The organism is Streptomyces sp. T028 (genome assembly GCF_048159505.1).
In the GTDB taxonomy this organism is placed as follows: Bacteria; Actinomycetota; Actinomycetes; order Streptomycetales; family Streptomycetaceae; genus Streptomyces.
In genome coordinates this window covers 131,543-157,008 of sequence record NZ_JBLRVZ010000007.1, presented here as the reverse complement: position 1 = coordinate 157,008, position 25,466 = coordinate 131,543, and the positions used below count along the sequence as shown (strand labels likewise).

Below are 25,466 nucleotides of genomic sequence, written 5' to 3'. Positions count from 1 at the left end.
TACCCCATGGACAACTGGCGGAAGTCCTCCTACTCAGGCGAGGGCGACGGCAACGAGTGCGTGGAAATCGCCACCACCCCCACCCACACCGCCGTACGAGACTCAAAAGCCCCGGCCGGAGGCACCCTCACCTTCCCGGCCGAGGCCTTCGACGCCTTCCTGAACGGCCTACTCGACCGTCACTGACTTCGCCAGGTTGCGCGGCTGGTCCACCTCGTTGCCCCGGGCCGTGGCCAGCTCACACGCGAACACCTGCAACGGCACCGTGGCCACCAGCGGCTGCAACAGCACCGGCGTCGCAGGGATCCGTACGAGGTGGTCGGCGTACGGGACGACCGCCTCGTCGCCCTCCTCCGCGATGACGATGGTCCGCGCACCCCGGGCCCGGATCTCCTGGATGTTGGAGACGATCTTGTCGTGGAGGACGGACCGCCCGCGAGGTGAGGGGACGACCACGACGACCGGCAGATCCTCCTCGATGAGGGCGATCGGCCCGTGCTTCAGCTCACCGGCGGCGAAGCCCTCGGCGTGCATGTAGGCGAGCTCCTTCAGCTTCAGGGCTCCCTCCAGCGCGACCGGATAGCCGACGTGCCGCCCGAGGAACAGCACGGTTTTCTTGTCGGCGAGGGAGCGTGCGAGCTGCCGTACCGGCTCCATGGTCTCCAGGACGCGTTCGACCTGGCCGGAGATCTGGGCGAGGTCGCGGATGACGGCGCGGATCTCGTCCGCCCACTTGGTGCCGCGCACCTGCCCCAGATAGAGGGCCACCAGGTAACAGGCGACCAGTTGCGTCAGGAACGCCTTGGTGGAGGCGACGGCGACCTCGGGCCCGGCGTGGGTGTAGAGGACGGCGTCGGACTCGCGGGGGATCGTCGAGCCGTTGGTGTTGCAGATGGCGAGGACTTTGGAGCCCTGCTCACGGGCGTGCCGTAGGGCCATGAGGGTGTCCATGGTCTCGCCGGACTGGGAGATGGCGATGACGAGGGAGCGCGGACCGAGGATGGGATCCCGGTAGCGGAACTCGCTGGCGAGTTCGACTTCGCACGGGATGCGGGTCCAGTGCTCGATGGCGTACTTGGCGATGAGGCCCGCGTGGAAGGCCGTACCGCACGCGACGATGACGACCTTGTCGACCTCCCGCAGCTCGGCGGCGCCGATGCGGACTTCGTCGAGGGTCAGGGAGCCGCTTGCGTCGATCCGGCCGAGGAGCGTGTCGGCGACGGCCTTCGGCTGCTCGGCGATCTCCTTGAGCATGAAGTAGTCGTAGCCGCCCTTCTCGGCGGCGGAGGCGTCCCAGTCGACGTGGTACGAGCGCACGTCGGCCGGCTGCCCGTCGAAGCCGGTGACGGTGACGCCGTCCCGCCGCAGCTCGACGACCTGGTCCTGGCCGAGCTCGATGGCCGAGCGGGTGTGGGCGATGAAGGCGGCGACGTCGGAGGCGAGGAAGGCCTCCCCCTCCCCCACACCGACGACGAGTGGCGAGTTGCGCCGGGCCCCGACCACGACGTCCGGCTCGTCCGCGTGCACGGCGACCAGCGTGAACGCCCCCTCCAGCCGCCGGCACACGAGCCGCATGGCCTCGGCGAGGTCGGCGGTGCCGGAGTACTCCTCGGCGAGCAGGTGGGCGACCACTTCGGTGTCCGTCTCGGAGGACAGCTCGTGCCCGCGCTCGGCCAGCTCGGCACGGAGGACGGCGAAGTTCTCGATGATCCCGTTGTGCACGACGGCGACGCGCCCCGCGTTGTCGAGATGAGGATGGGCGTTGGCGTCGGTCGGGCCGCCGTGAGTGGCCCAGCGCGTGTGCCCGATGCCGGTGGTCCCGGTCGGCAGCGGGCGCGCCCCGAGTTCCTTCTCCAGATTCAGGAGCTTGCCGGCCTTCTTCGCGGCGGCCAGCCCCCCGTCGGCGAGCACGGCCACACCGGCCGAGTCGTATCCCCGGTACTCCAGCCGCTTCAGCCCGGCCATGACGACCTCGAGCGCCGACTGAGACCCCACGTATCCCACGATTCCGCACATGCGCGGCAGCCTAGGCGCGAAACACCCTCCAAACACGCCTCCGCGTGCCCGATTCCGGATATTCCCACGGGGGTACGAGCGCCCAGGCTGAGTGCTCAGTGGGTGGCCCGGCCGAAGGCGAGGACATGGCCGTCGCGGGTTCCGACGTAGACACGGCCGCCGTCGGTGGCGGGCACGGAGAACTTGGAGGCCGTGCCGATCGGCGCCGACCACAGTTTCTTCACCGTGCCGTTCACCGGGTTCGCGTCGTACGCGCGCAACTCGCCGTTCGCGCCGCTCCCACCGTCGGCGTGGACCGCCCACACGACGGCCGAGCCGCTGGTGGTGCCGGCGGAGGTGATCACCGGGGAGCCCGAGGTGTAGCCGAAGGTGTCGGTGGAGCGGCCGGCGTCGGTCAGTGTGGGCAGGCCGGTGCCGGTGACGCCGTAGCGGAAGGCGCGCAGCGGGCCCTTCTTGCCGGTCATGTAGACGTAGCCGCCCCCTCCGCCGTAGGCGGCGAGGTGGCCCCAGACGCCCTCGTAGGGGCCGAAGGTGCCGAGGACTTTGTCGGTGCCGCCCGAGCCCTGGCTGCGGCCGCCGAGGTCGTCCCGGTCGAGGAGGAAGAGCCTGCCGTCCTTGCCGATCTGGACCAGGAGGTGCGGGTGCTGGGCGGTGCCGAAGACGCCGTCGGGGAGGGCGGTCGGGCCGCCGGAGCCGAGGTCGGTGTCGAGCAGGCCGAGGAGGGGGGCGTTGGAGGGGCTGAAGAAGTCACGCGCCGACAGGGTGCCGTCGCTGTCGACGCCGAGGCGGACGACGGAGTCGCCGAGCTGGCCCGGCGGCTTGGAGCCCGGCCCGACGGGCGGGGCGGTGCCGTTCCCGGTGGCGAACAGGATGCGGCCGGGCCCGTCGGAGACCAGGCCGCCGCCGCTCATCCAGACGCTCGACCTGCCGTTGTCGGAGGCGGTTCCGGTGGACCACAGAGTGGTCTTGCGGGTGGCGGTGTCGACGCCCAGGACGTAGCCGACGTAGGGGGTGTGGATGCAGTGGGAGCCGAATCCCGCGTAGACCGAGCCGCCCATCAGCAGCAGGCCGGGGCGCTGATGCGCGCTGTACGCGTTGAAGGGGCGGGCCGGGTCGTTCGCCGGGGCGCCGGTGACCTTGACGGGCCAGCCGCTGCGCTCGGCGCCGGTGGTGGCGTTCAGGGCGTGGACGTACCAGTTGGGATGCTGGACGTCGGGCCCGTCGTTGGTCTTGGACGTGAGATAGAGGGTGCCCGTGGCCTTGTCGTAGACGGGCGTGGCGGTCACGCCGATGTTGGGAACCAGGTCGGAGCAGCCGATGGCCGAGGCCGGCCAGGCCGCGCCCAGGCTCCGAGTCCAGACGACAGCGCCGGTGGCCGAGTCCAGGCCGTACACCTTGTTGTTCTCGGTGGCGACGACGACCGTCTTCCCGACGACCAGCGGCTGGGCGTAGACCTGTCCGTCGACTGCAGTGGAGAACCGCTGCCCGAAGTCGGAGCTGGAGACCTGGTCGGGGGCGAGGCCGGGCTCGTCGGAGTCCCAGCCGGTGCGGTAGGTGTCCGTGGAGACCGTGGTGACGTCGGCGGGGCGGGTGCCCTCGGGGGCGGCCAGGGAGGGCGCCGTGAGGCCGCCGGCCGTCAGACCGGCCGTCACCAGTGAGGCCGTCATCAGTGAGGCCACCAAACCGAACCTGTTCCGCATCCGCCGCTCCGCCCTCGTCACCATGGTGGACGGGCCCCTCCCGCCGACCGTCATGATCGGCGGGGCGGCGCGATTCACCAACGACCACGGGCGGGCAGGGCGTCATGTCCACCCGCACGGAGGTAATCCCCGGCCCTCAGGTACGGGACCCGGCGGGTCCGGTCTGCGGCGTGACACACCCCACCCGCCATCCCGTTCAAACTCCGTTAACAATGGACTGTGATCTCACCGGTCTCCGCGATGCCCCGGAGCGCCCACCGGCACAGGCCGGAGGCGACTCCCTACGTCGACCTCACCCGCCGCGAGTGGAGCGCGCTGCGCGACAAGACGCCGTTGCCGCTGACCGCCGAGGAGGTCGAGAAGCTGCGCGGCCTCGGTGACGTCATCGACCTCGACGAGGTGCGGGACATCTATCTGCCGCTGTCCCGGCTGCTCAATCTGTACATCGGCGCGACCGACGGGCTGCGCGGTGCACTGAACACCTTTCTCGGTGAGAAGGGCTCCCAGTCCGGCACCCCGTTCGTCATAGGTGTCGCCGGCTCGGTGGCGGTCGGCAAGTCGACCGTCGCCCGACTGCTCCAGGCCCTGTTGTCCCGCTGGCCCGAACACCCGCGCGTGGAACTGGTGACCACCGACGGCTTCCTCCTGCCCACCCGGGAGCTGGAGGCGCGCGGCCTGATGTCGCGGAAGGGCTTCCCCGAGTCCTACGACCGCCGCGCCCTGACCCGCTTCGTCGCCGACATCAAGGCCGGCAAGGACGAGGTCACCGCCCCCGTCTACTCCCACCTGATCTACGACATCGTCCCCGACCGGCGACTGACCGTCCGCCGCCCGGACATACTCATCGTCGAGGGCCTCAACGTGCTCCAGCCCGCCCTCCCCGGGCAGGACGGCCGCACCCGCGTCGGTCTCGCCGACTACTTCGACTTCAGCGTGTACGTCGACGCGAGCGTCGAGGACATCGAGCGCTGGTACCTGAGCCGCTTCAGGAAGCTGCGCCAGACCGCCTTCCAGAACCCGGACTCGTACTTCAGGAAGTACACCCAGGTCTCCGAGGAGGAGGCCCTGGACTACGCCCGCGGTCTCTGGCGCACCATCAACAAGCCCAACCTGGTCGAGAACATCGCCCCCACCCGGGGCCGCGCCACCCTCGTCGTCCGCAAGGGCTCCGACCACAAGGTCCAGCGCCTCAGCCTGCGCAAACTCTGAGCCGGGGCAGGGGCGAAAAGCCTCCCCCACTAACCTGCCCTCATGCTGCACCTTCGCCTGATCACCCCGCCGGACCGCACCGACGACGTGATCCGCCTGATCGAGAAGGCCGTCGGCACCACCCACCTGGTGGTGCTGGAGGGCGCCGCCCGCAACCCCGCCGGGGACGTCGTCACCTGCGACGTGGCCCGCGAGGCCGGCGACGAACTCCTCACCGGGCTCCAGGAGATGGGGCTGGACCGGACCGGCTCGATCGCCGTCGAGGACATCGACCTGTCCCTGTCCCAACGCGCCGACAAGGCCGAGGCGGAGGCACCGGGCGAGGGCGCGGACGCGGTCCTGTGGGAGCACCTCACCGACGCCACCCACGAGGAGTCGACGCTCTCCGTCACCTACCTCGCCTTCATCACCCTGGCCACGATGATCGCGGCCTGCGGCGTGGTCCTGGACAACGCGATCCTGATCGTCGGCGCCATGGCCGTGGGCCCGGAGTTCGGCCCGCTCGCCGGTATCTGCACCGCGATCGTGCAGCGGGCGCCCCGGCTGGCGGTGCGCTCCCTCGTCGCCCTGCTGGTGGGTTTCGCGGCGGCGATGGCCTTCACGGCGGCCTTCAGCCTCTTCATGGACGCCGTGGGCCTCTTCACCAAGGAGCAGTTGGAGGCCGACCGTCCGAACACGGGCTTCATCTACGCCCCGGACTGGTTCTCGTTCGTCGTGGCGGTCCTGGCCGGAGCCGCCGGCACGCTCTCCCTGACGTCCGCGAAGTCGGGCGCCCTGGTCGGTGTCGCCATCTCGGTGACCACGGTCCCGGCCGCCGCCAACGCGGCCGTGGCCCTGGTCTACGGCGACACGAACCAGGCTCTGCGCTCCTCGGAGCAACTGCTGCTGAACCTGCTGGGCATCGTCCTGGCCGGCACTCTGACTCTGCTGGCCCAGAAACGGCTCTGGGCGCTGCAGCGCCAACGCGCCGGGAACCCCTGATCACCCGGTGCGGGCCCGGTACCGCGACAGGATGTCGCAGGCCCGGTCGGTGCCGTTCTCGGCTTCCAGGAGCCGGCCGATCCGGCTCGCGGCCTCGGCGTAGGGGGCGTGCCGGGTGAGGGCGTGCAGGCGCTGGGCGAAGGCGGGAACGGTGAGGTCACGGGCCGGCAGGGGCGCCGGTCCGGTGCCGAGCGCGCGCACCCGTGCGGCCCAGTAGGGCTGATCGCCGAAGAACGGACAGACGAGGGACGGCCTTGCCGCACGCAGAGCCGACGCCGTCGTACCGGCCCCGCCGTGGTGGACGACGGCGGCCATGCGGGGAAACAGCCAGTCGTGGGGGGTGTCGCCGACGACGAGCATGTCGTCCTCGCTGGTGGCGGGATCCCCGGGCAGCACGCCGCGCAGTCCGGCGCTACGCAGGGCCGTCCGTACGAGGGCGTCGGTGGCCCGGGGGTCGCCGGTCCGCATGCTGCCGAACCCGACGTACACGGGCGGGGGGCCGGAGGTGAGGAAGGCGAGCAGTCGCCGCTCGGGCTTCCACAGCGGTCGGCCGTACTGCCAGAAGCCGGTCACATGGACGTTCGGGCCCCAGTCGGACGGCCGCGGTACGACCTCGGAGCTGAACGCGCACAGCACGGGCGCGCGGCGGGCGTGCCGGAAGGCGGCCGGCACGGAAAGCTCCGGCAGACCGAGGGATTCCCGGCGCCAGGTGTTGACGAACCCGCGGGACAGCAGCCAGGACCCGAGGTCGACCGCGCCGAAGCTGAGCCGGTTGCCCAGGGCCCCGAGCGTACGGGCGGCCGGGGCGAGGGGATGCGGAAAGGCCGCGGTGGGCTGGCTCGGCTGGAAGTGGACGACGGCGTGCGGGACGCGGAGGTACTGGCTCAGGTGCACGCCCAGGAAGCCGAAGGTGGGTGCGATGACCAGGTCTGCGCCCTCGGCTCCGGACTGTGTCTCCTGCAGTATCGGCATGATGTGAGGGCGCAGGACGCGGTCCATACGGCGGACGAACGCCACCGGATTGCGGGAACCGGCGAGGAGTTCCTGCCCCTCGGCGGACTCGATGATCTCCATGGGATCGGCCGGAAGGGGATGGAGCTCCAGGCCCGCCTCGGCGATCAGGGGCTCGTAGCGCCCACTGGCGAGGACCCTCACCGTGTCACCCCGGCGGACCAGTGCGCGGCCCAGCGCCAGGCAGGGCTGGACGTCGCCCCGGGACCCCGCGGCGAAGATCACCACTGTTCGCGGCATGCCGTTCCTCTCTCCGGACCGCTACCCGATTGGCAGACCATGGACGTATCAGCGGGCGCATTACTGAACTTATAGGGCAAAGATGGAACAAATGCCCCTTCTGGCGGGACGGAAGCCTGCTGCCAAGGACCATGGCCCAGCTCACCGCGGCAGCGCTCGGGGGTGTCGGTGCTGCCCTTGAAGACGGCACACAGCGGCTCTGCCGCGCTTCCCGGTCTCCACGGAAAGGACCCAGTCGTGGCGTGTACGGATGATTCGACCGTCGGCGGTGGCTCCCGGGCAGCCGCACTCCGCCCGGCGTATCAGAGCGAGCTGGCCAAGGGCACCGATCGGTTCATGCTGCCCCGGCGCCCGGACTGTCCCTGGTGCGGCTCCAGCCGACTGGTGGAGCGTCTACGCACCACCGACCTCATCCAGCGAAAGCCAGGAGAATTCGTCCTGGACCGGTGCCAGGACTGCGGACACACCTTTCAGAACCCCCGGCTGAGCCCGGACGGTCTGGACTTCTACTACCGCGATTTCTACGACGGCCTGGGCGAAGGCCGACTCGCCGGTGTCCTGACGACTTTGAACAAGACAGTCCGCATGATCACCGACAGCAATCACCGCCGACGCGCCCGCCAAGTACTGCCGTTCGCGCCGGAACCCCAGCGGTGGCTTGACGTGGGGACCAGCGACGGGGAGTTCTGCGCGGCGGCCCGGGCGCTGCTGCCCGAAACGATCTTCGACGGACTGGACCTCAGCGACAGCGTGGAACGCGCCGAACGCCAGGGCAACGTCACCCACGGATACCAGGGTGCCTTCCCCGAACTCGCCCCCGGGCTGGCAGGCCGCTACGACGTCGTGAGCATGTTCCACTACTTGGAGCACACCGGAGAACCTCAGCACGAACTCAGCGCAGCGCACCAGGTGCTTCGCCCTGGCGGCCTGCTACTGGTCGAGGTGCCCGACCCGGACTCCGTCTTCGGTCGCCTGCTGGGCCGCTGGTGGCTGCCGTGGTTCCAGCCTCAGCACCTTCACATGATCCCGGCCGGAAACCTCGGCCGGTATCTCACCGAGACGGGCTTCACCGTGCTGGCCGAACAGCACGGGGAGGCCCACCTCCCCATCGACCTGCTTGCCGCCAGCTGGCTGATCATCAGCTCGCTGGCACCGCCCGCGGACATGCCATGGCTGCCGAAAGCCCCCGACCGGGTGAGCATGGCGCTTCGCTACGCCCTGTACATGGGCGGAGCTCCTGCCATGGCGATGGCCTCCGTACTCGACCACACCATCGCGCTGTGCGGAGGGCGCCCAAAGGTGTCCAACGCCTATCGCATCCTCGCCCGGCGGGAGCTCTAGCCTCACCGTTTCGCGCGGGCCCAGCACCTGGGCGATGACCGCGGGGCGGGGACTTCTGCGGCGCCGTGGTGGAGCGCTTCCGCTCCTGGACGCCGAGCCCCCGGTACCCGTGGTCCCGAACGCCCCCGACCCGGCCCCGTGCCCTTGCGCGGGGCGGGCAGGCCTACCGGATCCTCGCGCGCGAAGAAGAGTGACGCCCGTCCCCGGCACCGGGAGCCTTCCGCCCGAGCGAGCCCATCACCTCGGGCCAGATGCGGTGCAGTTCGTTCCGCCAGTACGCCCAGGAGTGCGTCCCCGGCGTGTACAGATGCGTCGTGACGTCGACGCCCTCCGAACTGAGCGACCGCGCGAATTTCTCGATCTGCTTCGGCAGCGGTGCCTCGCCCAGCATGCTCAGCAGTACGTCATTGGCGGTGCGTCCCATGTCCCACGGCCCGGGAATGCCGTTGCCCGAGGACAGATGGACGTGCGTTCCGCGGAAGGAACGCGGCATGGCGGCCGGGTTGTGGGCCTGCCAGACGTCGGCGTTCTTCACCGGGTCGCCCCACACCTTGTTGGTGTCGGTGCCGTACTTCTTGGCTCCGGCCGCGAGGGACAGGCGCACACTGGGCTCGTTCAGGTCCACGTAGGAACTCATCGACGCCACGTAGCGGAACATCCGCGGGTGCCGGGCCGCGTAGACGAGTGCGCCGAAGCCTCCCATGGACAGTCCCATGATGGCTCGCGAGGGGCCGGCACGGTACTGCTTCTCCATGAGCCGCACGAGTTCGACGGTGTGAAAGGTTTCCCAGCGGGGGCCGCCGGCGAGCCAGTCACTGTAGTAGGGGGTCTGGCTGGCGTCCGGCATGACGACGAGCACGTCGGAGTTCTCCGCCAGTGCCTCCACGTCCGTCTCGCGCGTCCATGACGTGTAGTCGTCGACGCCGCCGTGGAGCATGTAAAGAACGGGAAAGGTGGCTTTCGGCTTTTTGCTCCAGCTCGCGGGAAGAATGACACGGACCGGGATGGACATTCCCATCGTCGGCGAACTGACCGTGAGATCGCGCGTTCTCTCGTCGATCGTTTTCACGGCGGTGACACGAGCCTCTGCGCGGTGAGGCCCAGGTGTACCGTCCGGATTCCGTTCAGCCGCATGCGCCTCGGTCGAGACGAGAGCGGCAACGAGCCCCAGGCACACCAGATTTGTTCTCGCGCACTTCAGAAAGGAGTCCCACACGGCCGCGAGCATGACGAAATGCGCTGATTATCACCAGGAGACACTCCGTTCGACGCAGGGCCGGTAGCCCGTACAGCAGAGCCCCGGTTGCAGGGCAGCAGGTCAGCGGTTCTCGTGGGAATCAGCCGTGAGACGTAAGCCAGATCGGAGCCGAAATGACATCGCCCCTGTCCGAAGCGGTCATCGCGGGTGCGGATGCAGCGGCCCTCGCATCCCTCCCTCTCCCGGACCATTTCCCGGCGGCCTGTGTGCGCGCCTCCGACGTCACCATGTTCGAGGGCGTCGAGGACAAGGACGTACGCAAGTCCCTCAACGTGGGGGACGTTCCGATGCCCGAACTCGCCCCGGACGAGGCCCTGATCGCCGTGATGGCGAGTGCGATCAACTACAACACGGTCTGGACGGCCATGTTCGAGCCGCTGCCGACCTTCCAGTTCCTCAAGGAGATGGCGAAGGCGGGGAAATGGGAGGCGCGGCACGACCTGCCGTACCACATCGTGGGGTCCGACGCAGCGGGCGTCGTCGTCCGGACGGGATCGTCCGTGCGCAGGTGGAAGATCGGTGACCACGTCTCGATCTCGCCGGCCTACGTCGACGAACAGGATCCCGACACGCACCACGACGGCATGCTCGGCCTCGGCCAGAAGGCCTGGGGGTTCGAGACGAACTTCGGCGGTCTGGCCCACTACGCCGTCGTCCGGGCGAGCCAGCTGATGCCGAAGCCTCCCGCGCTGACCTGGGAGGAGGCGGCGGTCAACCCCCTGTGTGCCAGTACGGCGTACCGCATGCTGGTCAGCGACCGGGGCGCGCGGATGAAGCAGGGCGACATCGTGCTGATCTGGGGTGCGACCGGGGGGCTGGGCTCGTACGCCGTCCAACTGGTGCGCAACGGGGGCGGTGTCCCGGTCGGCGTGGTGAACTCCGAGGAGAAGGCGCGGCTGCTCAGGTCACTGGGGTGCGAGGCGGTCATCAACCGCAGCGAGGTGCAGGACGGGGACGACACGCTCCTGGAGCGCCCCGAGGGGTGGAAGAGGATGGGGAAGGCGATCCGCGCGGCGGTCGGCGAGGACCCGCACATCGTGTTCGAACACGTCGGCAGGAAGACCTTCGCGGCGTCGGTGTTCCTGGCCAGACGGGGCGGGACGGTCGTCACCTGCGGGTCCAGCACCGGCTACCAGCACACCTACGACAACCGGTACCTGTGGATGCGGCTGAAGCGGATCATCGGCAGTCATGGCGCGAACCTGCACGAGCAGTGCGAGGTCAACCGGCTCATCGCGATGGGCAGCGTGGTTCCCGCCCTGTCGGCGACGTATCCGCTGGCGGAGGTCGGCGCGGCCACCCGGACCGTCCAGCGCAACGAGCACACCGGCAAGGTCGGCGTGCTGTGCATGGCACCGCGGCCGGGGCTCGGCGTCACCGACCCGCAGGCGCGCGCCCGGGTGGGCGAGGAGCGGTTGCGCCTGTTCCGCAGGTGAGCGAGGTGACCGCGCGAAGCCGGCGCGGTGCGCCGCTCTCACCCGGTGGACCACCCCAGGGCACGGGTGAGGTGCTGGGCGATGGCCCGGACGTTCGGCGGGTCGATGACGGACAGGTGGTCGCCGCCGACCGGGACGATCTCCAGGGACCGGCACAGGGGCGCCCAGCCGAGATCGGCGTCGTCCCTCAGATAGCGCGGGTCCAGAGCGGTGGTGAGCGGCGTGGGCTGCTGGGCACGGTAGAGCACGACGGGGCCGTCGTAGGGACGGGGCGCGTAGCGTTCACCGACCCGTGCGTCGACGTACGAGGTCCGCTGGTGCTCCATGATGGACGGGCTCATGTCGAGGCCCGCTTCGGCCACCAGCCGCATGATCACCTCGATCTGCCGGTCGTCCGGGGTGGCCGCCAGCTCCTCGTGGGGCAGTTCGAGGCGGTGACCGTACGTCTTCTCGATGTACTCGGCGAACCGGCTGAAACGCTCGAGCAGGAACTCCGGTGACTCCCGTTGCTGCAGGGCTGCGGGGAGGATCGTGTCGATCAGCCCGAGGTACCCGACGCCCTCTCCTCCCGCCGTCAGCTGGCCGGCCGCCTCGTAGGCGAGGCAGCCTCCGAAGGACCAGCCGAGCAGGTGGTACGGCCCTTCCGGCTGGATCTCGCGGATGAGCGTCAGGTAGTGGGCCGCCTTCTCCTCCATGGTGCCCAGCTCATCGGCGCGTTCGAATCCGTACACGGGTTGCCCGGCCGGCAACAGGCCCGTCAGGGGCAGGTAGACGGAGGTCGGGCCGCCCGCGGGGTGGAAGGTGAACAGCGGGGGCCGCGACGACCCGGGGCTCGGCGGGCGCAGGGTGGTGACGGCGGACGGGCCGGTCCGGTTGACCACCGGCCGGATCAGGTCGGCGACGGCCGCGACGGTGCGCTGGGCGAGGACGGCGTCGGCGGTCAGGCTCAGCTCGGCGTCGTCGCCGAGGCGCCGGCGGATGACGTCCGCCATGGCCGCGGCGGCGGACCGGTCCCCGCCGACGGTGGTGAAGTCCTCGCGGACGTCCTTCGGCCCCCGGCCCAGCACTTCGGCCCAGGAACTGGCCACCAGCCGTTCCGCGGCGTCCCGGGGGCCGAGGAAGTTCGGCAGCGAGGGTGCGCTCTGCCGGTCCGGCCCCGTCCGGTCCGGCCCCGTCCGGTCGGGAGCCGCCGGTCCGGCGTCGGCGGCCGGTGCCGGTGAGTCCAGACCGAGTTCCTCCAGCACCTCGCGCCCGACCTCGCGCAGGGAGGCTCCGCGCAGCAGGCGTGGGCCCGTCAGGTCGACGCCGAAGTCCTGGCGGACCGCGTTGCGGATCCGTACCGCCATCAGCGAGTCCAGGCCCAGTTCCGTCAGCGGGGTCGTCTCGCCGAGGTCGTCGACGCCGAACCCCATGATGGCCGCCGTTCTGCGGACCAGACGTGCGTACACCAGGTCCGGGGCGGAACCGCCGAGCGCCGCGATAGCACCGGGACCGCCCCAGTCGTCGTCGGGCGCGCCGTCCCCGAGAAGGTCGGCGAAGAAGGGGATGGCCGCGAGGCCGGGGAACGCCGCCAGCACCCGGTCGGTGTCGAGGTGGACGACGCCGACATGCGGGCGGTTGAGGGTGACGAGTGCCTGGAGGGCGTCCATTCCCTCGCCCAGCCGGATGGGCTCCAGGGCCAGCACCGGGTTCCCGGGCGCCGCGCCGACGTTCTCCCACGGGCCCCAGGCGATCGAGGCCGCGGGCAGACCGGCGGCCCTGCGGCGGTGGGCCAGGGCGTCGAGCCAGGCGTTGGCGGCGGCGTAGGCGGACTGTCCCGGGGAGCCGAGGAGTGCCGCGGCGGAGCTGTAAATCACCCACCAGTCCAGCTCGTGGCCGGCGATGGCCCTCTCCAGGTTCAGGGCTCCGACGGTCTTCGGCCGCAGCACGGTGTCGATGTCCGCCGCCTCCAGGTCGGTGATCATGCGGTCGTGCAGGACACCGGCGCAGTGCGCGACGCCGCGCAGCGTGTGGCCTTCCGCGAGGGCGGCCGCCACCAGCGCGGCGGCCACGTCCGGTTCCGCGATGTCTCCCTGGACCACGGCGACCGAGGCTCCCCGCTCCCGCAGTTCGGCCAGTACGGCCAGGGCCTCGGGTCCGGGCGCACGCCGTCCGTTGAGGACGATGCGGCCGGCGCCCTGCTCGGCGAGCCGGCCCGCGGTGGCCAGGCCCAGTCCGGTCAGGCCACCGGTGATGACGTAGGCGCCGCCGGGACGGGTGAAGGCCGCCTCGGCGCCGCGCTGGGGGCTGAGGTCGGCCCGGGCGAGCCGGGCGGTGAGGCGGGTGCCGCCCCGCCAGGCGATCTCGTCGGCGTCGCCGCCCGCGAGGAGTTCCCGGACCAGGTCGTCGATCGCGCCGGGCTGTCGGTCGATGTCCACCAGCGAGGCCCGCAGCGGGGGGTGTTCGAGTGCCAGCACCCGTACGAGTCCGCGCAGACAGGCCAGATACGGCGTCCCGGGCTCCCCGGGCACGGTCGCCCTGGCCAGCACGGTGACCATCCACAGCCGGGGCGGTCGGCGGTGTGTCGCGTCGGCCAGGCGGCGGGCGAGTCGCGCGGCCGTGCGCAGCGGACCCGTCTCGTCGTCGCGCTCGCGCTGCGGCAGGAAGAGGACCACGGCGCTCGGGCCGTCGTCCCGCGAGGTGCCGGTGTCCAGCCAGTCGTCGAATACGGCGTCGCAGGCGTCGTCGTCCCGGGCGTCGGCCCGTGTGACGTCGACGCCGGCCGTCTCCAACGCCGACAGCAGCGAGGCCGTGGCGGCGCCCGCGGTGCCCGCGGCACCCGCTGCGTCCGCGGCGTCCGGTTCGTCGCTGACGAGCAGGGCGCGCCTCAGGCGGCCCGGGGGCAGCAAAGCGGCGGCCTTCTCCCAGTGGATGTCATAGGTGCAGGTCTCCAGGGACCGGGGCACTTCCGAGCGCTCGACGGACCGCAGTCGGACGGACCGGGCGACGATCTCGCTCGTGGCGCCCCGGGCACGGACATGCCACTCCTCGACCCCGGTGTCCGCCGGGCCGGCCCCGTCGGCGGGCGTGCGGTGGATGTCGTAACCGGCGTCGAGAACCCCCGGTGCCGTGATGCGCAGGGACCGCACACCGACCGCGGCGCGTTGTGCGATCGCGTCGGCGAAGCGGTCTCCGCCGTGCGGCGTGGCGGTGGCGACCACGGCTCCCGTGGCGCCCGTGGCGCCCGTGGCCTCCAGCATCGCGGTCAGCAGCTGTCCGTAGGACGGTCGGCGCGGATGGTGCGGGTCCTCGGGAAGGAAGCGCCGGACGAACGCCGGTTCCGCCTCGTCCCCGTGCTCGTCCGCGTGGTCGGGTTCGCGGGTGATGCGCGCCGAGGCGTAGCAGCGCCAGGCGGAGCCGGCACGGGCGTGGAGTGTGACGGTTCCCCGGGTGGCGGAGTCCGGTTCCCACACCGTGGTCAGCGGAGTGCTGCCGGAGAGGGCGAGCCACTCGTGGACGCGCAGGTCCTCGATGCCGAGTCGGGTGAGGCCCTCGTCGCGGCCCCACAGGTCCAGGCCGGCTTCGATCATCAGCTCGGCGGCCTCGACGAGGGTCAGCACCGCCCTGTCGTGGACCGTGCTCCGCGTACCGTGCCGTCGCGTGCCGACGTCGCCCTGCCACAGCGCGGCGCCCGTCCTCGGGTCGTCGGTGCGCACGCCCAGCAGGGGATGGCCGCCCGCTTCGGCCGGGGAGGCGGGGCGGGGGAACCAGAACCGTTCGTGGCGCCAGGCGGGCGTGGGCAGCGCGGTGCGCCGGCCGACGGGCCACAGCCCCGGGTCCGTCGTGACGCCCGCGAAGTGCAGCCTGGCCAGTGCGGCGCGTACCTGGACGGTGTCCTCGACGTTCCTGTACAGCGTGGGGACGACCAGAGCCTCGTCGCTCGCCGAAGTCGCCTCCAGGGTCTCGGTGAGCGGGACGACGGCGATGGGGTGGGGCGAGATCTCCAGGAAAAGGGTGTGCCCGTCCTCGGCTGCCGCGGTCACCGCCTGCTGCATGCGCACCGGGCGGCGGACGTTGGCGCACCAGTGGTCCGCGTCGGCTGTCGTGACCGCGCGGGGATCGTCGTCGACGGTGCTGTACCAGGGCGTGGCCGGTGTGCGCGGGCGCAGGCCGGCCAGGTCCTCGCGCAGGGGCGCGAGGACGGGATCGACCGCGGCCGAGTGTCCGGCCCCGCCGACCTCCAGCAACCGTGCGAGGTGGCCCTGTCCGGTCAGTTCCTCCACCAGGTCGCGCACCGCCGCGGCCGGTCCGGCCACCGTGCAGCGCCGGGGTGAGGAATGGACGGCGACCTCGACACCGGGGAAACGGCCCAGGACGTCCGCCCGGGACCGTACGTCCAGTTCGACGGCGGCCATCGCACCGGCCTGTTCGGCGTCGATGGTGGCGAGGTGGGCCGATCGGCGGGCGACGACGCGCACTCCGTCCTCGGGGTCCAGGGCACCGGCGACCACGGCGGCCGTGATCTCGCCCATCGAGTGGCCGATGACGGCGGCGGGTTGCACACCGCCGGCCTGCAGGGTGCGCGCCAGGGCCAGCTGGATGCCGAAGAGCAGCGGCTGGGTCTGGTCCACCGTCCATCCGGAGTCGGACCCGAGCATGTCGGTCAGGGTCGAGCCCGTTTCCGCGCGGAAGACCGGATCGAGCGCGGACACCTGCGCCGCGAAGACGGCGTCGTCGGACAGCAGACGCCGCCCCATGCCCTCCCACTGCGAGCCGTAACCGGAGAAGACGAAGACCGGCCGGCGCGCGGTGAACGCGTGCGCCGCTGTGGCGTCGGCGCAGGGGGCGACGACCCCGGGCACCGTCTCCCGGCGGGCCAGCGCGGCGAGCCGGTCCGCCGCCTCGGAGCGGGTCCGCGCCACGACGGCGGCGCAGGACGGGCCGCGGCGGCCCGTCGCCAGTGTGTGGGCGAGGTCGGTGAGGGAGGGCGCGTCCTCGGCCGTCACCCACCGTGCCAGGCTCCCGGCCGCCTCGGGGATCCGACCCGCGGAACGGGCGGACACGACCAGGATGTGCGGGTGGTCGGCCTCCTCGTCGTCCGCCTCCGGGGGCCTGCCGGGCCCGGCGGCGACGGGCGGCGCCTGTTCGAGGACGGCGTGGGCGTTGGTACCGCCGAATCCGAAGGCGGACACACCGGCGCGGCCGGGACGGTCGCCGGGGGCGGACGGGGCGGGCCAGTCGGTCGGTTCGGTGACCACGCGCAGCCCGGACCCGGTGAAGTCGATGTGCGGGTTGGGATCGTGGAAGTGCAGGCTGGCGGGGATGTGCCCGTGCTGCAGGGCCAGCGCCGTCTTGATGAGGCCCACGATGCCGGCCGCGCCTTCGAGGTGGCCCAGGTTGCTCTTGACCGATCCGATCAGCAGCGGCCGGTCCGGCTGTCTGCCGCGGCCGACGACCGCTGCGAGGGCCGCCGCCTCGATGGGGTCGCCGAGCAGGGTGCCCGTCCCGTGCGCTTCGACGTAGTCGATGTCGGCCGCGTCGATCCGCGCGTCGCGCAGCGCGTCGCGCAGCAGTGCCTCCTGCGCCGCCGGGTTGGGCGCCATGAGGCCCGCCGACCGCCCGTCCTGGTTCACCGCGGTACCCCGGATGACGGCGATCACCCGGTCGCCGTCCCGCCGGGCGTCGGCGAGTCGCCTGAGCACGACGACGCCGCAGCCCTCGCCGCGGGTGATGCCGTCCGCCGCGGCGTCGAAGGGCTTGCACCGGCCGTCCTCGGCGAGCGCGCCGGCCTGTTCGAACGACGCCGTGACCGCCGGGGACAGGAGCACGTTGACCCCGGCCGCGAGTGCCGTGTCGCACTCCCCGGCGCGCAGGCTGCGGCAGGCGAGGTGCACCGCCACGAGGGAGGAGGAACAGGCCGTGTCGGTGGTGATGCTGGGGCCGCGCAGGTCGAGCTGGTAGGAAACACGGTTGGCGACGATGCTGCCCGCGGCTCCGGTGCTGGTCCACGGCGTCAGGCGCCCCGGATCCGAGGTGGTCAGCTGCCCGTACTCGAGCGCGCTCAGGCCGACGAAGACGCCGGTGGCGGTGGAGCGCAGGGTGTGGGCGGGTGTTCCCGCGTGGTCCAGGGCCTCACAACTGACCTCCAGCAGCAGCCGCTGCTGGGGGTCCATGACCTCGGCCTCGCGGGGGGTGATGCCGAAGTACTTGGCGTCGAATCCCTGGATGTCGTCGAGGAACGCCCCCCAGCGGGTGGTGGCTTCCATCAGGGCGGTCACGTCGGCCCCCGTACCGGCGAAGTCCGGCCAGCGTCCGTCGGGCACCTGGGCGACCGCGTCCCTTCCCGCCAGGAGCTGCTGCCAGAACGCGTCCGGCCCGTGCGCGCCGCCGGGCAGTCGGCAGCCGATACCGACGACGGCGACGGCACCGTCGTCCTCGCCTGCCGCGCCGTCGGTGTCGGCGGTGCGGGCGGTGTCTGCGGCGCCTTCCCGTTCGGCGGCGTCGGCGGGTGTACGGGGCTGCTCGTCCCGTTCCGCGCCGGCGGCCCGGTCCGCGGCCGTCAGGGTGCTGACGAGCTGTCCGATCGTGGGGTGCTCCCACAACAGCGTGGCGGACAGCGGCCGGTTGAGCATTTTCTCCAGTTCACCGGTCAGCCCGACGGCGTCGCGGGAGGTGAGACCGTACTCCGCCAGCGGGCGGGCGTCGTCGAGCTGTTCCGGGGAGATGCCACTGATGTCCGAGACCAGTCGCACCAGCGCGTTCCGCAGATTCTGGTGTCCGCCTGTCTCCCTCATGCGTTGCCGGTCTCCCTCTCTGCTTGCACGTCGGAGCTCGAGGCACCCTGGAGGTAGCGCTCACGGCAGGCGCCGCGGGCGACCTTCCCGCTGGTGGTGTGGGGTACGGTGCCGGGCTGGGCGAGGACGAAGTCGTGGACGGCGACGCCGTGACCGGTGGACACGGCCGCGCGCACGGCGCGTGTCACCTCGTCCAGCACGCCGTCGGGTTCGGTGAGTTCCCGGACGTGCTCGGCGACGACGACCAGACGTTCTCCGTCATCGGTGAGGACGGAGAACGCGGCGGTGTGGTGGCGGCGGATCGCGGGGTGGGCGTTCTCGACCGTCTGCTCGATGTCCTGCGGATAGTGGTTGGTGCCGTCGATGATCACCAGGTCCTTGATGCGTCCGGTGATGTAGAGGTGCCGGTCGTGCCACAGGCCCAGGTCGCCCGTGCGCAGCCAGTGACACGCCGGGTCGTCCGGATCGTCGCCGTGCGGGGTGGCGTGGAAGGTGGCCCGGCTGTGTTCCGGGCGTCCCCAGTAGCCGCGCCCGACGTTGGGTCCCCGAAGCCAGATCTCACCGACTCGCCCGTTCTCCAGGCGGACGTGGGTGGCCGGGTCGACGATCGCCGCCTCCTGGTCGGTGGGCCGCCCGCAGCCGACCAGACGGGTCACGGCCCGGGCCGCGGAGCCGTCGGCCACCCGGGCCGTACCCGCCGCCAGCGCGTCACGGTCGAACGAGGTGACGGTCGGTTCCTCCCCGGCCGGTGAGGCCGAGACGAACACGGTCGCCTCGGCCAGCCCGTAGGACGGGCGCATGGCGGTGCGCAGCGCGCCCGCCGGGGCGAAGGCCTGCTGGAACCGGTCGAGTGTCCGCCCGGCGATGGGTTCGCTGCCGTTGACCATGGCGGTGACCGGTCCCAGCGAGAGTTCGCCGCGCTCCTCGTCGGTGACCCGGCGCACGCAGTAGTCGTAGGCGAAGTTGGGAGCGGCGGTGAGCGCTCCCGGGTACCGGGAGAGCAGGCGCAGCCATCTGACGGGCTGTTGGACGAAGGCGAGCGGGTCCATGAGCACGGAGTGGACGTGACCGACGACGGGCAGCACGATCGCCAGCACGAGCCCCATGTCGTGGTACAGCGGAAGCCAGCCGACCGTGCAGTTGCGCCCGCTGCGGATGTCGTAGGCGCGCAGGGCCTGTCGGGCGTTGGCGCAGACGTTGGCGTGGGTGATCTCGACGCCGGACGGCACGCGGGTGGAGCCGGAGGTGTACTGCAGGTAGGCGCAGTCCCCGGCCCGCGGGTGCGGCGTCTCGCCGTCCGCCGGTCCGTCGTCCGGCACCGTCTCCGCGGTCAGGTCCTGTTCGGTGACCACGCGCACCCTCAGGCCGCTCTGGTCGGCGCAGAACTTCTCCGCCGTCTGGAGCGAGTCGGGGCTGGTGAGGGCGAGTACCGGGTCGGCGTCGGCCAGCACGGCGGTGAGCTTCTCGCCGTGGCCGGGCAGGTCCGGGGGGAAGAGGGGAACGGCGATCGCGCCGGCGCAGGTGGCCGCGAGGAATCCGACGACGTAGTCCAGGTTCTGGGGTGCCACGACGGCCACGCGCTCGCCGACCGCGCCGGCCCGGCGCAGGGCCCGCGCGAGGGTGCGTACTCGGGTCTCCAGTCGACGCCAGGTGAGACAGGAGGCCGCCCCGTCACGATCGTTGTGGAAGTCCACGAAAGTGAACGCTGTTTCATCGGGCGTTCGCGCTGCGGCCTCTGTGAGACAGCTACTGATCGTGTCTCTCACGGTTTCCGGCACTGAGTCACCGAACCTTCGTGCTGGGCGGGGAATGGAGAGCGTGAGAATGCAGCCAAACACGGACAGGATCCGGCATCCCCATGACACGCCGACGGGAAAGCCGAACAACGCAATCAGGCTCTTTGCGAGTCGCGCTCACCCGGTGCGAAGGGCAGCGTATGCAGCAGGCGCGTGAAGAACGTGGCTGCCCAACCATCTCCTCCCCGCTGCCCGAGGCAGGTATCGTGAGTCGACCGCGTGTCATCGCCATCCTTGTGGCGGTCCTTTTTCCGTCATTCATGACGGCCCTGGACAACACCATCGTCAATGTGGCGCTCCCTCAAATCCGAGCCGAACTCGGAATGGGCGACGCCTCATTGAAGTGGGTGGCGGCCGTCTACCCGCTCATCCTCGCGAGCCTTCTTCTGCTGGGCGGGCGTCTGACCGACACCGTCGGACGGCGTGCGACGCTGCTGCTGGGGGTCGCCGTCTTCACGATGTCCTCGGTCGGATGCAGCGTGGCGACCTCAGGGGCGGTGCTGATCTCGTTCCGGGGGCTGCAGGGCAGTGGCGCGGCACTGATCCTGCCGGCCACGCTGGCCATCCTGTCCCACGATCTTCCGCCGCGCGCCCGCAACGCCGCCTTCAGCGCCACCACCGCCACGCTGGCCCTGGCACTGGCCTGCGGACCCGTGGTCTCCGGTGTCATGACACAGCACCTGGGCTGGCAGTCGGTGTTCGCCATGAACGTGCCGCTCGGGTGCGCGAGTCTCCTCGTCGGTTTCACCCTCCCCCGGCCGAGCGCTGCCGCCCGCTCCTCCCGCGCACCGTCCACGACCGTCTCCCTCAGAGGCGTCGCGCTGGCCTGCTGTTCCCTGGCCGCCCTGGCCAACTGTCTGATCGAGGGCCCCGAACAGGGTTTCGGCAGCTTTCCCGTGGTCACGTCCGAAGTCATCGCCCTCGGCTCGGCGGTGGCGCTGTCGTACGAGCTGAGGCTGCGCCGGAATGCCGCGTTGCGGCTCCTCTTTCGGCAACGCCCCTTCGTCGGCGGGATCGTCACTCAGCTCCTGGGCGGCCTGGGCGTGACCGGGGTGTATTTCTTCACGTCCCAGTTTCTGCAGAACGGCCTCGGTCTCACCCCGACATCGGCCGGGCTGACCTTCATTCCCGTGGCGCTTTCACTGATCGTCATGGCCCCCTTCATCGCGGGCATGGCGCGCCGCTGGGGAGACGGCCGGATCTCCGCCGCCGGTCTGCTCGTGATCGGCCTGGGATTGCTGATGGTCGCACTGGGCAGCATCGGACGCAGTCTCGTCCATATTCTGCCCGGCCTTTCGGCGATCGGCCTCGGCTCGGCTCTGGCCATTCCACTGACCACCCGCGCCCTGGAATCCTCTCCCGATCACCTTTCAGGAATCGCCGCCGGATTGTTCAGCGCTGTCCGCGAGGCGTCCGGAGTCGTCGGGATCGCTCTGGTGGGTGCGATGGTGTCGTTCGTGGAGCACACGGCGGCCGACGCCGGGGCCGACGCCCCGGACGCCTTCCTCACCGGTTACCAGGCCGGCCTGTGTCTGGCCGCCGCACTGGTGGGAGCGGGAGCGCCCGTGGCGCTGTGGGCCCTGCGCGACCGCCGCCCGAAGAGACCCGGGGCCCTGCGCGACCACCGCTCGAAGGGGCGCGGGGCGCTACATCCTGCGGCTCCGCCGCGTGGGCGCGACCAGCCAGAACCCGGCCGCAGCCCGAACCACACAGAACCCCCCACCCCGAACCGCCCTCAGGGCTTGTCCTAACCGAGCGCGGACTTCACCACATCGGCCAGCCGACCGGCCACCGACCGAGCCTGCTCGATGTCCGCCGCCTCGACCATCACCCGCACCAGCGGCTCGGTCCCGGACGGCCGCAGCAGCACACGCCCGGTGGACCCCAGCTCCCGCTCCGCCTCGGCGACGGCACTCGACAGCTCGGTCGAGGAGGAGACCCGGGACCGGTCCACGTCCGGCACATTGATGAGCACCTGCGGCAGCCGCTCCATCACGGAGGCCAGTTCCCGCAGCGACTTGCCGCTCTGCGCGACCCGCGCCGCCAGCATCAGCCCGGTCAGCGTGCCGTCGCCGGTCGTCGCGTGGTCGAGGATGATCACATGCCCGGACTGCTCGCCGCCGAGCGCGTACCCGTGCTCCTTCATCTCCTCCAGGACGTACCGGTCCCCGACCGCCGCCTGGACGAGCTGGATTCCCTCCCGCTCCATGGCGAGCTTGAACCCGAGGTTGGACATGACGGTCGCGACGACGGTGTCCGACCGCAGCACGCCCCGCTCGCGCATGGCGAGCGCCAGCACGGAGAGGATCTGGTCGCCGTCGACCTCGTCGCCGGTGTGGTCCACGGCGAGGCACCGGTCGGCGTCCCCGTCGTGCGCGATGCCGAAGTCGGCCCCGTGCTCGACGACCGCGGCCTTCAGCTTGTCGAGATGCGTCGACCCGCACCCGTCGTTGATGTTGAGCCCGTCCGGCTCGGCCCCGATCGTGACGATCTCGGCCCCGGCCCGGGTGAACGCCTCCGGCGACACCCGCGCCGCCGCGCCGTGCGCCTCGTCGAGGACGATCGTCAGCCCGTCGAGCCGGTTCGGGAGTACGGCGATGAGGTGGGCGACGTACCGGTCGAAGCCCTCGTCGTAGGACCGTACGCGTCCGACACCCGAGCCGGTGGGCCGCTCCCACGGCTCACCGTGCGTGTGGGACTCGTACACGGCCTCGATCTTGTCCTCGAGGTCGTCGGCGAGCTTGTGGCCGCCGCGGGCGAAGAACTTGACGCCGTTGTCGGGCATGGCGTTGTGGCTGGCGGAGAGCATCACGCCCAGGTCGGCGCCGAGTACGCCGGTGAGGTAGGCGACGGCGGGCGTCGGCAGCACGCCGACCTTCAGCACGTCCACGCCGGCGCTCGCGAGACCCGCCACCACGGCGGCCTCCAGGAACTCCCCGGACGCACGCGGGTCGCGTCCCACGACAGCCACCGGCCGGTGGCCCTCGAAGGTGCCCGCCTCGGCCAGCACATGCGCCGCCGCGACGGACAGGCCGAGCGCCATCTCGGCCGTCAGATCCGCGTTGGCGACACCGCGCACGCCGTCCGTGCCGAAGAGTCGTCCCACTTGTCCTCCTGAGGAAGCGTCAATTACCGAAGGGGCGATTACACCGGACAGCGGCATCCGGTCACACAAGATTTTGAGTATCTGAGCATCTTGTGCCGTTATACGCCTTTGGCAGTGATAAAACGAACGCCCCGACAGCACACTGTGGCGTGCCGCCGGGGCGTTCGGTGCCCAGGGCCTGTCCGACGGATCATGCCGCAGACGCGAGGGCTGGCACGCCCCATCTGCCGCGTTGTCGTCGGTCGCCGACGCTCCGCGTCGACTCCCTCCTCCGCCTTGCAGCTGGACGCACCAGCCCTCGCTCACGTGCGTCGAACAGGCAACGTGGCTTCTCTGCGGCCTGACCCGCCGGACAGGCCCGCAGCGAGCGATTAACGCTTGCTGTACTGCGGAGCCTTGCGGGCCTTCTTCAGACCGGCCTTCTTCCGCTCGACCGCGCGGTCGTCGCGGGTCAGGAAGCCGGCCTTCTTCAGCGGGCCGCGGTTGTTGTCGACGTCCGCCTCGTTCAGCGCGCGGGCGACACCGAGACGGAGCGCACCGGCCTGACCGGAGACACCGCCACCGGCGATGCGGGCGACGACGTCGTAGCGGCCCTCGAGCTCGAGAACCTTGAACGGCTCGTTGACTTCCTGCTGGTGCACCTTGTTCGGGAAGTAGTCCTCGAGGGTGCGACCGTTGATCTTCCACTTGCCGGAGCCCGGGACGATCCGGACGCGGGCGATGGCGTTCTTGCGACGGCCCAGGCCGGCGGCCGGCTGGGGCTCGCCGAAGCGGGACGCCAGCGACTCCGAGGTGTACTCGCCCTCGACGGGCACCTCGGACTCGGTGGTGTAGCTGTCGATGTCAAGCTCTTCGAGCGGCTGCTCGGCAGTGGTCTCGGCCACGGTGATTCCTCAGATTCTCTTTGGCTTGGTTTGGTCTAGGCCGGTGTTACTGCGCGACCTGGGTGATCTCGAACGGCTGCGGCTGCTGCGCGCCGTGCGGGTGCTGGTCACCCTTGTAGACCTTCAGCTTCGTGAGCATCTGACGGCCCAGCGTGTTCTTCGGGAGCATGCCCTTGACGGCCTTCTCGATGGCCTTCTCCGGGTTCTTGTCCAGCAGCTCGTCGTAGCGGACGGAGCGCAGACCACCCGGGTAGCCGGAGTGGCGGTACGCCATCTTCTGGGTCCGCTTGTTGCCGGACAGGTGCACCTTGTCGGCGTTGATGATGATGACGAAGTCACCGGTGTCGACGTGGGGCGCGTAGATCGGCTTGTGCTTGCCGCGCAGGATGGAGGCGGCGGTGCTGGCGAGACGGCCCAGGACAACGTCCTGAGCGTCGATGACGTGCCACTGGCGCGTCACATCGCCGGGCTTGGGGCTGTACGTACGCACGGTTCGTAGCCTTCGCTTCTTCAGTGAATGGTCCTGACAAGGTCACCGAAGACGATCACGACAGCCCTGACCGCACTGCGGTGACGCAAACCGCGTGCTGGTCGCTGGTCATCGGCCCGGTGGACCGGTGTAAGGGCCCGTCCCGTGAGAAGAGCAAGCCAATACACAACGAAGATGCAGGATACCCGCGTCCCAAGGGTGGGGTCAAAACGAGGCCGGAGCGGCAGGGCCGCACGGCAAACACGACATCTCCGGGTGAGAAGGTTTCAAAGGCAGTTGGGGCGGAACGACGGCGTGTCCCGGCGTCTAAGATGCGGCCCATGAGCTATGGGCAGGGGGGACCTCAGTCCCAGTGGGATCCGTGGAAACCGAACTCCCAGCAGCCGTGGACCGGCGGCAGTGACGGCCCGTCCCCGGACTGGGCCGCACTCGCGGACGCGTCCGAGAAGCGCAACAGGCGCCGTCGGCTGTTCTTCATAGTCGGGGGCGCGCTGGCCACGGTCGGCGTGGGCGCCGCCGTGACCATGGCGGTCGTGAACACGGACGGCGGTGACGAGGCCAACCGGCCGACGTCCTCGCAGCCGGCGACCGATCTGCCGAGCGCGTCCGGCACCCCGTCCTTCGCTCCGACCAGCGCGCCGCCGGCGCTGGACCCGAAGGAGTTCGTCTCCAGCAAGGCCAAGGACACGGCGGCCAACAGCCCGGAGCTGATGTTCCCCGGAACCCAGCTGACCATGGGCTCCAACGTGTACAAGAAGGGCCCGACGGCAGACAGCACCGACTGCGCCACGGGCGTCCAGGGCACCCTGACCAAGGTCCTCGCCGCGGGTGACTGCACCCGGCTGATGCGGGTGACGTACACCAAGGGCGACACGGCGGTGACGGTCGGCGTGGCCGTCTTCGACACCGAGGCCCAGGCCCTGAAGGTCAAGAGCCAGGCCGACAGCAAGAGCATTATCCAGGCGCTCAAGGGCAAGGGTGTGAAGGCCTTCTGCAGTGGCGCGATCTGCCGCTCGACGACCAACTCCTACGGCCGTTACGCCTACTTCACGATCACCGGCTTCACCAACGGCAAGGACGTGACCACCAAGGACACGGCCGTCTTCCGGATGGGCGACGACCTCGCCGAGTTCGCCTTCCAGCAGATCAACCGCCGCGGCCAGGCCCAGGCGTCGGCGGCGGCCGAGGGCTGACCCGGCCGGGCGTCAACCGGGCCAAACGGGAC

At 70.9% G+C, this 25,466-nt stretch carries 16 protein-coding genes; 7 read left to right on the top strand and 9 right to left on the bottom strand.

The window, feature by feature from the left end:
* Positions 1-6 precede the first annotated feature (6 nt).
* Positions 7-186 (top strand): DUF397 domain-containing protein, encoded by a 180-nt coding sequence (locus tag ACLZN2_RS08125; protein ID WP_416977683.1) that lies wholly within the window; start codon positions 7-9, stop codon positions 184-186.
* On the opposite strand, the gene glmS is transcribed toward ACLZN2_RS08125, so the two are convergent.
* The gene (glmS, locus tag ACLZN2_RS08120; protein ID WP_416977682.1) at positions 169-2,016 is read right to left on the bottom strand and encodes a glutamine--fructose-6-phosphate transaminase (isomerizing); all 1,848 of its coding nucleotides are present in this window, start codon (positions 2,014-2,016) and stop codon (positions 169-171) included. The genes ACLZN2_RS08125 and glmS overlap by 18 nt on opposite strands.
* A gap of 95 nt (positions 2,017-2,111) precedes the next feature.
* On the bottom strand, positions 2,112-3,683 hold the full coding sequence (locus ACLZN2_RS08115) for a PQQ-binding-like beta-propeller repeat protein (RefSeq protein WP_416977681.1): 1,572 nt from the start codon (positions 3,681-3,683) through the stop codon (positions 2,112-2,114).
* Between the two features lie 273 nt (positions 3,684-3,956).
* Here ACLZN2_RS08115 and coaA point away from each other — a divergent pair, with 273 nt between their 5' ends.
* Both coaA and ACLZN2_RS08105 read left to right on the top strand, forming a co-directional pair.
* Positions 3,957-4,925 carry a type I pantothenate kinase gene (gene coaA / locus ACLZN2_RS08110; protein ID WP_416977700.1) on the top strand — a complete coding sequence of 323 codons (969 nt, stop codon included), beginning with the start codon at positions 3,957-3,959 and terminating at the stop codon, positions 4,923-4,925.
* 42 nt (positions 4,926-4,967) lie between these two features.
* Positions 4,968-5,906, top strand: coding sequence for a DUF389 domain-containing protein (locus tag ACLZN2_RS08105; protein ID WP_416977680.1), 939 nt, complete (start codon positions 4,968-4,970; stop codon positions 5,904-5,906).
* On the opposite strand, the gene ACLZN2_RS08100 is transcribed toward ACLZN2_RS08105, so the two are convergent.
* Positions 5,907-7,157 (bottom strand): glycosyltransferase, encoded by a 1,251-nt coding sequence (locus tag ACLZN2_RS08100; protein WP_416977679.1) that lies wholly within the window; start codon positions 7,155-7,157, stop codon positions 5,907-5,909.
* A 237-nt stretch (positions 7,158-7,394) separates the two neighbouring features.
* Between ACLZN2_RS08100 and ACLZN2_RS08095 the strand changes: the two genes are divergently transcribed.
* A complete protein-coding gene (locus ACLZN2_RS08095) occupies positions 7,395-8,498 on the top strand; it encodes a methyltransferase domain-containing protein (protein WP_416977678.1) in 1,104 nt (367 codons plus the stop codon).
* A 163-nt stretch (positions 8,499-8,661) separates the two neighbouring features.
* Here ACLZN2_RS08095 and ACLZN2_RS08090 read toward each other — a convergent pair whose 3' ends face one another.
* Positions 8,662-9,516 carry an alpha/beta hydrolase gene (locus tag ACLZN2_RS08090; RefSeq protein WP_416977699.1) on the bottom strand — a complete coding sequence of 285 codons (855 nt, stop codon included), beginning with the start codon at positions 9,514-9,516 and terminating at the stop codon, positions 8,662-8,664.
* Between the two features lie 353 nt (positions 9,517-9,869).
* Between ACLZN2_RS08090 and ccrA the strand changes: the two genes are divergently transcribed.
* A complete protein-coding gene (ccrA, locus tag ACLZN2_RS08085; protein WP_416977677.1) occupies positions 9,870-11,192 on the top strand; it encodes a crotonyl-CoA carboxylase/reductase in 1,323 nt (440 codons plus the stop codon).
* Between the two features lie 38 nt (positions 11,193-11,230).
* Here ccrA and ACLZN2_RS08080 read toward each other — a convergent pair whose 3' ends face one another.
* Positions 11,231-17,965 carry an SDR family NAD(P)-dependent oxidoreductase gene (locus ACLZN2_RS08080; RefSeq protein WP_416977676.1) on the bottom strand — a complete coding sequence of 2,245 codons (6,735 nt, stop codon included), beginning with the start codon at positions 17,963-17,965 and terminating at the stop codon, positions 11,231-11,233.
* Positions 17,962-19,731, bottom strand: a complete 1,770-nt coding sequence (locus ACLZN2_RS08075) for a fatty acyl-AMP ligase (protein ID WP_416977675.1) — start codon at positions 19,729-19,731, stop codon at positions 17,962-17,964. Before ACLZN2_RS08075 ends, ACLZN2_RS08080 begins: the two co-directional genes overlap by 4 nt.
* A gap of 170 nt (positions 19,732-19,901) precedes the next feature.
* Between ACLZN2_RS08075 and ACLZN2_RS08070 the strand changes: the two genes are divergently transcribed.
* A complete protein-coding gene (locus tag ACLZN2_RS08070; RefSeq protein ID WP_416977674.1) occupies positions 19,902-21,512 on the top strand; it encodes an MFS transporter in 1,611 nt (536 codons plus the stop codon).
* Here ACLZN2_RS08070 and glmM read toward each other — a convergent pair.
* The 3 genes from glmM to rplM all read right to left on the bottom strand — a co-directional run bounded on the left by glmM (position 21,509) and on the right by rplM (position 24,241).
* The gene (gene glmM, locus ACLZN2_RS08065) at positions 21,509-22,867 is read right to left on the bottom strand and encodes a phosphoglucosamine mutase (RefSeq protein ID WP_416977673.1); all 1,359 of its coding nucleotides are present in this window, start codon (positions 22,865-22,867) and stop codon (positions 21,509-21,511) included. The genes ACLZN2_RS08070 and glmM overlap by 4 nt on opposite strands.
* Before the next feature lie 371 nt (positions 22,868-23,238).
* Positions 23,239-23,751: a 30S ribosomal protein S9 gene (gene rpsI / locus ACLZN2_RS08060; protein WP_416977672.1), complete on the bottom strand. Its 513-nt coding sequence runs from the start codon at positions 23,749-23,751 to the stop codon at positions 23,239-23,241.
* Positions 23,752-23,797: 46 nt separating this feature from the next.
* Positions 23,798-24,241, bottom strand: a complete 444-nt coding sequence (gene rplM / locus ACLZN2_RS08055; RefSeq protein WP_416977671.1) for a 50S ribosomal protein L13 — start codon at positions 24,239-24,241, stop codon at positions 23,798-23,800.
* Positions 24,242-24,561: 320 nt separating this feature from the next.
* Here rplM and ACLZN2_RS08050 point away from each other — a divergent pair, with 320 nt between their 5' ends.
* Positions 24,562-25,434, top strand: a complete 873-nt coding sequence (locus ACLZN2_RS08050) for a hypothetical protein (protein ID WP_416977670.1) — start codon at positions 24,562-24,564, stop codon at positions 25,432-25,434.
* Positions 25,435-25,466 lie beyond the last annotated feature (32 nt).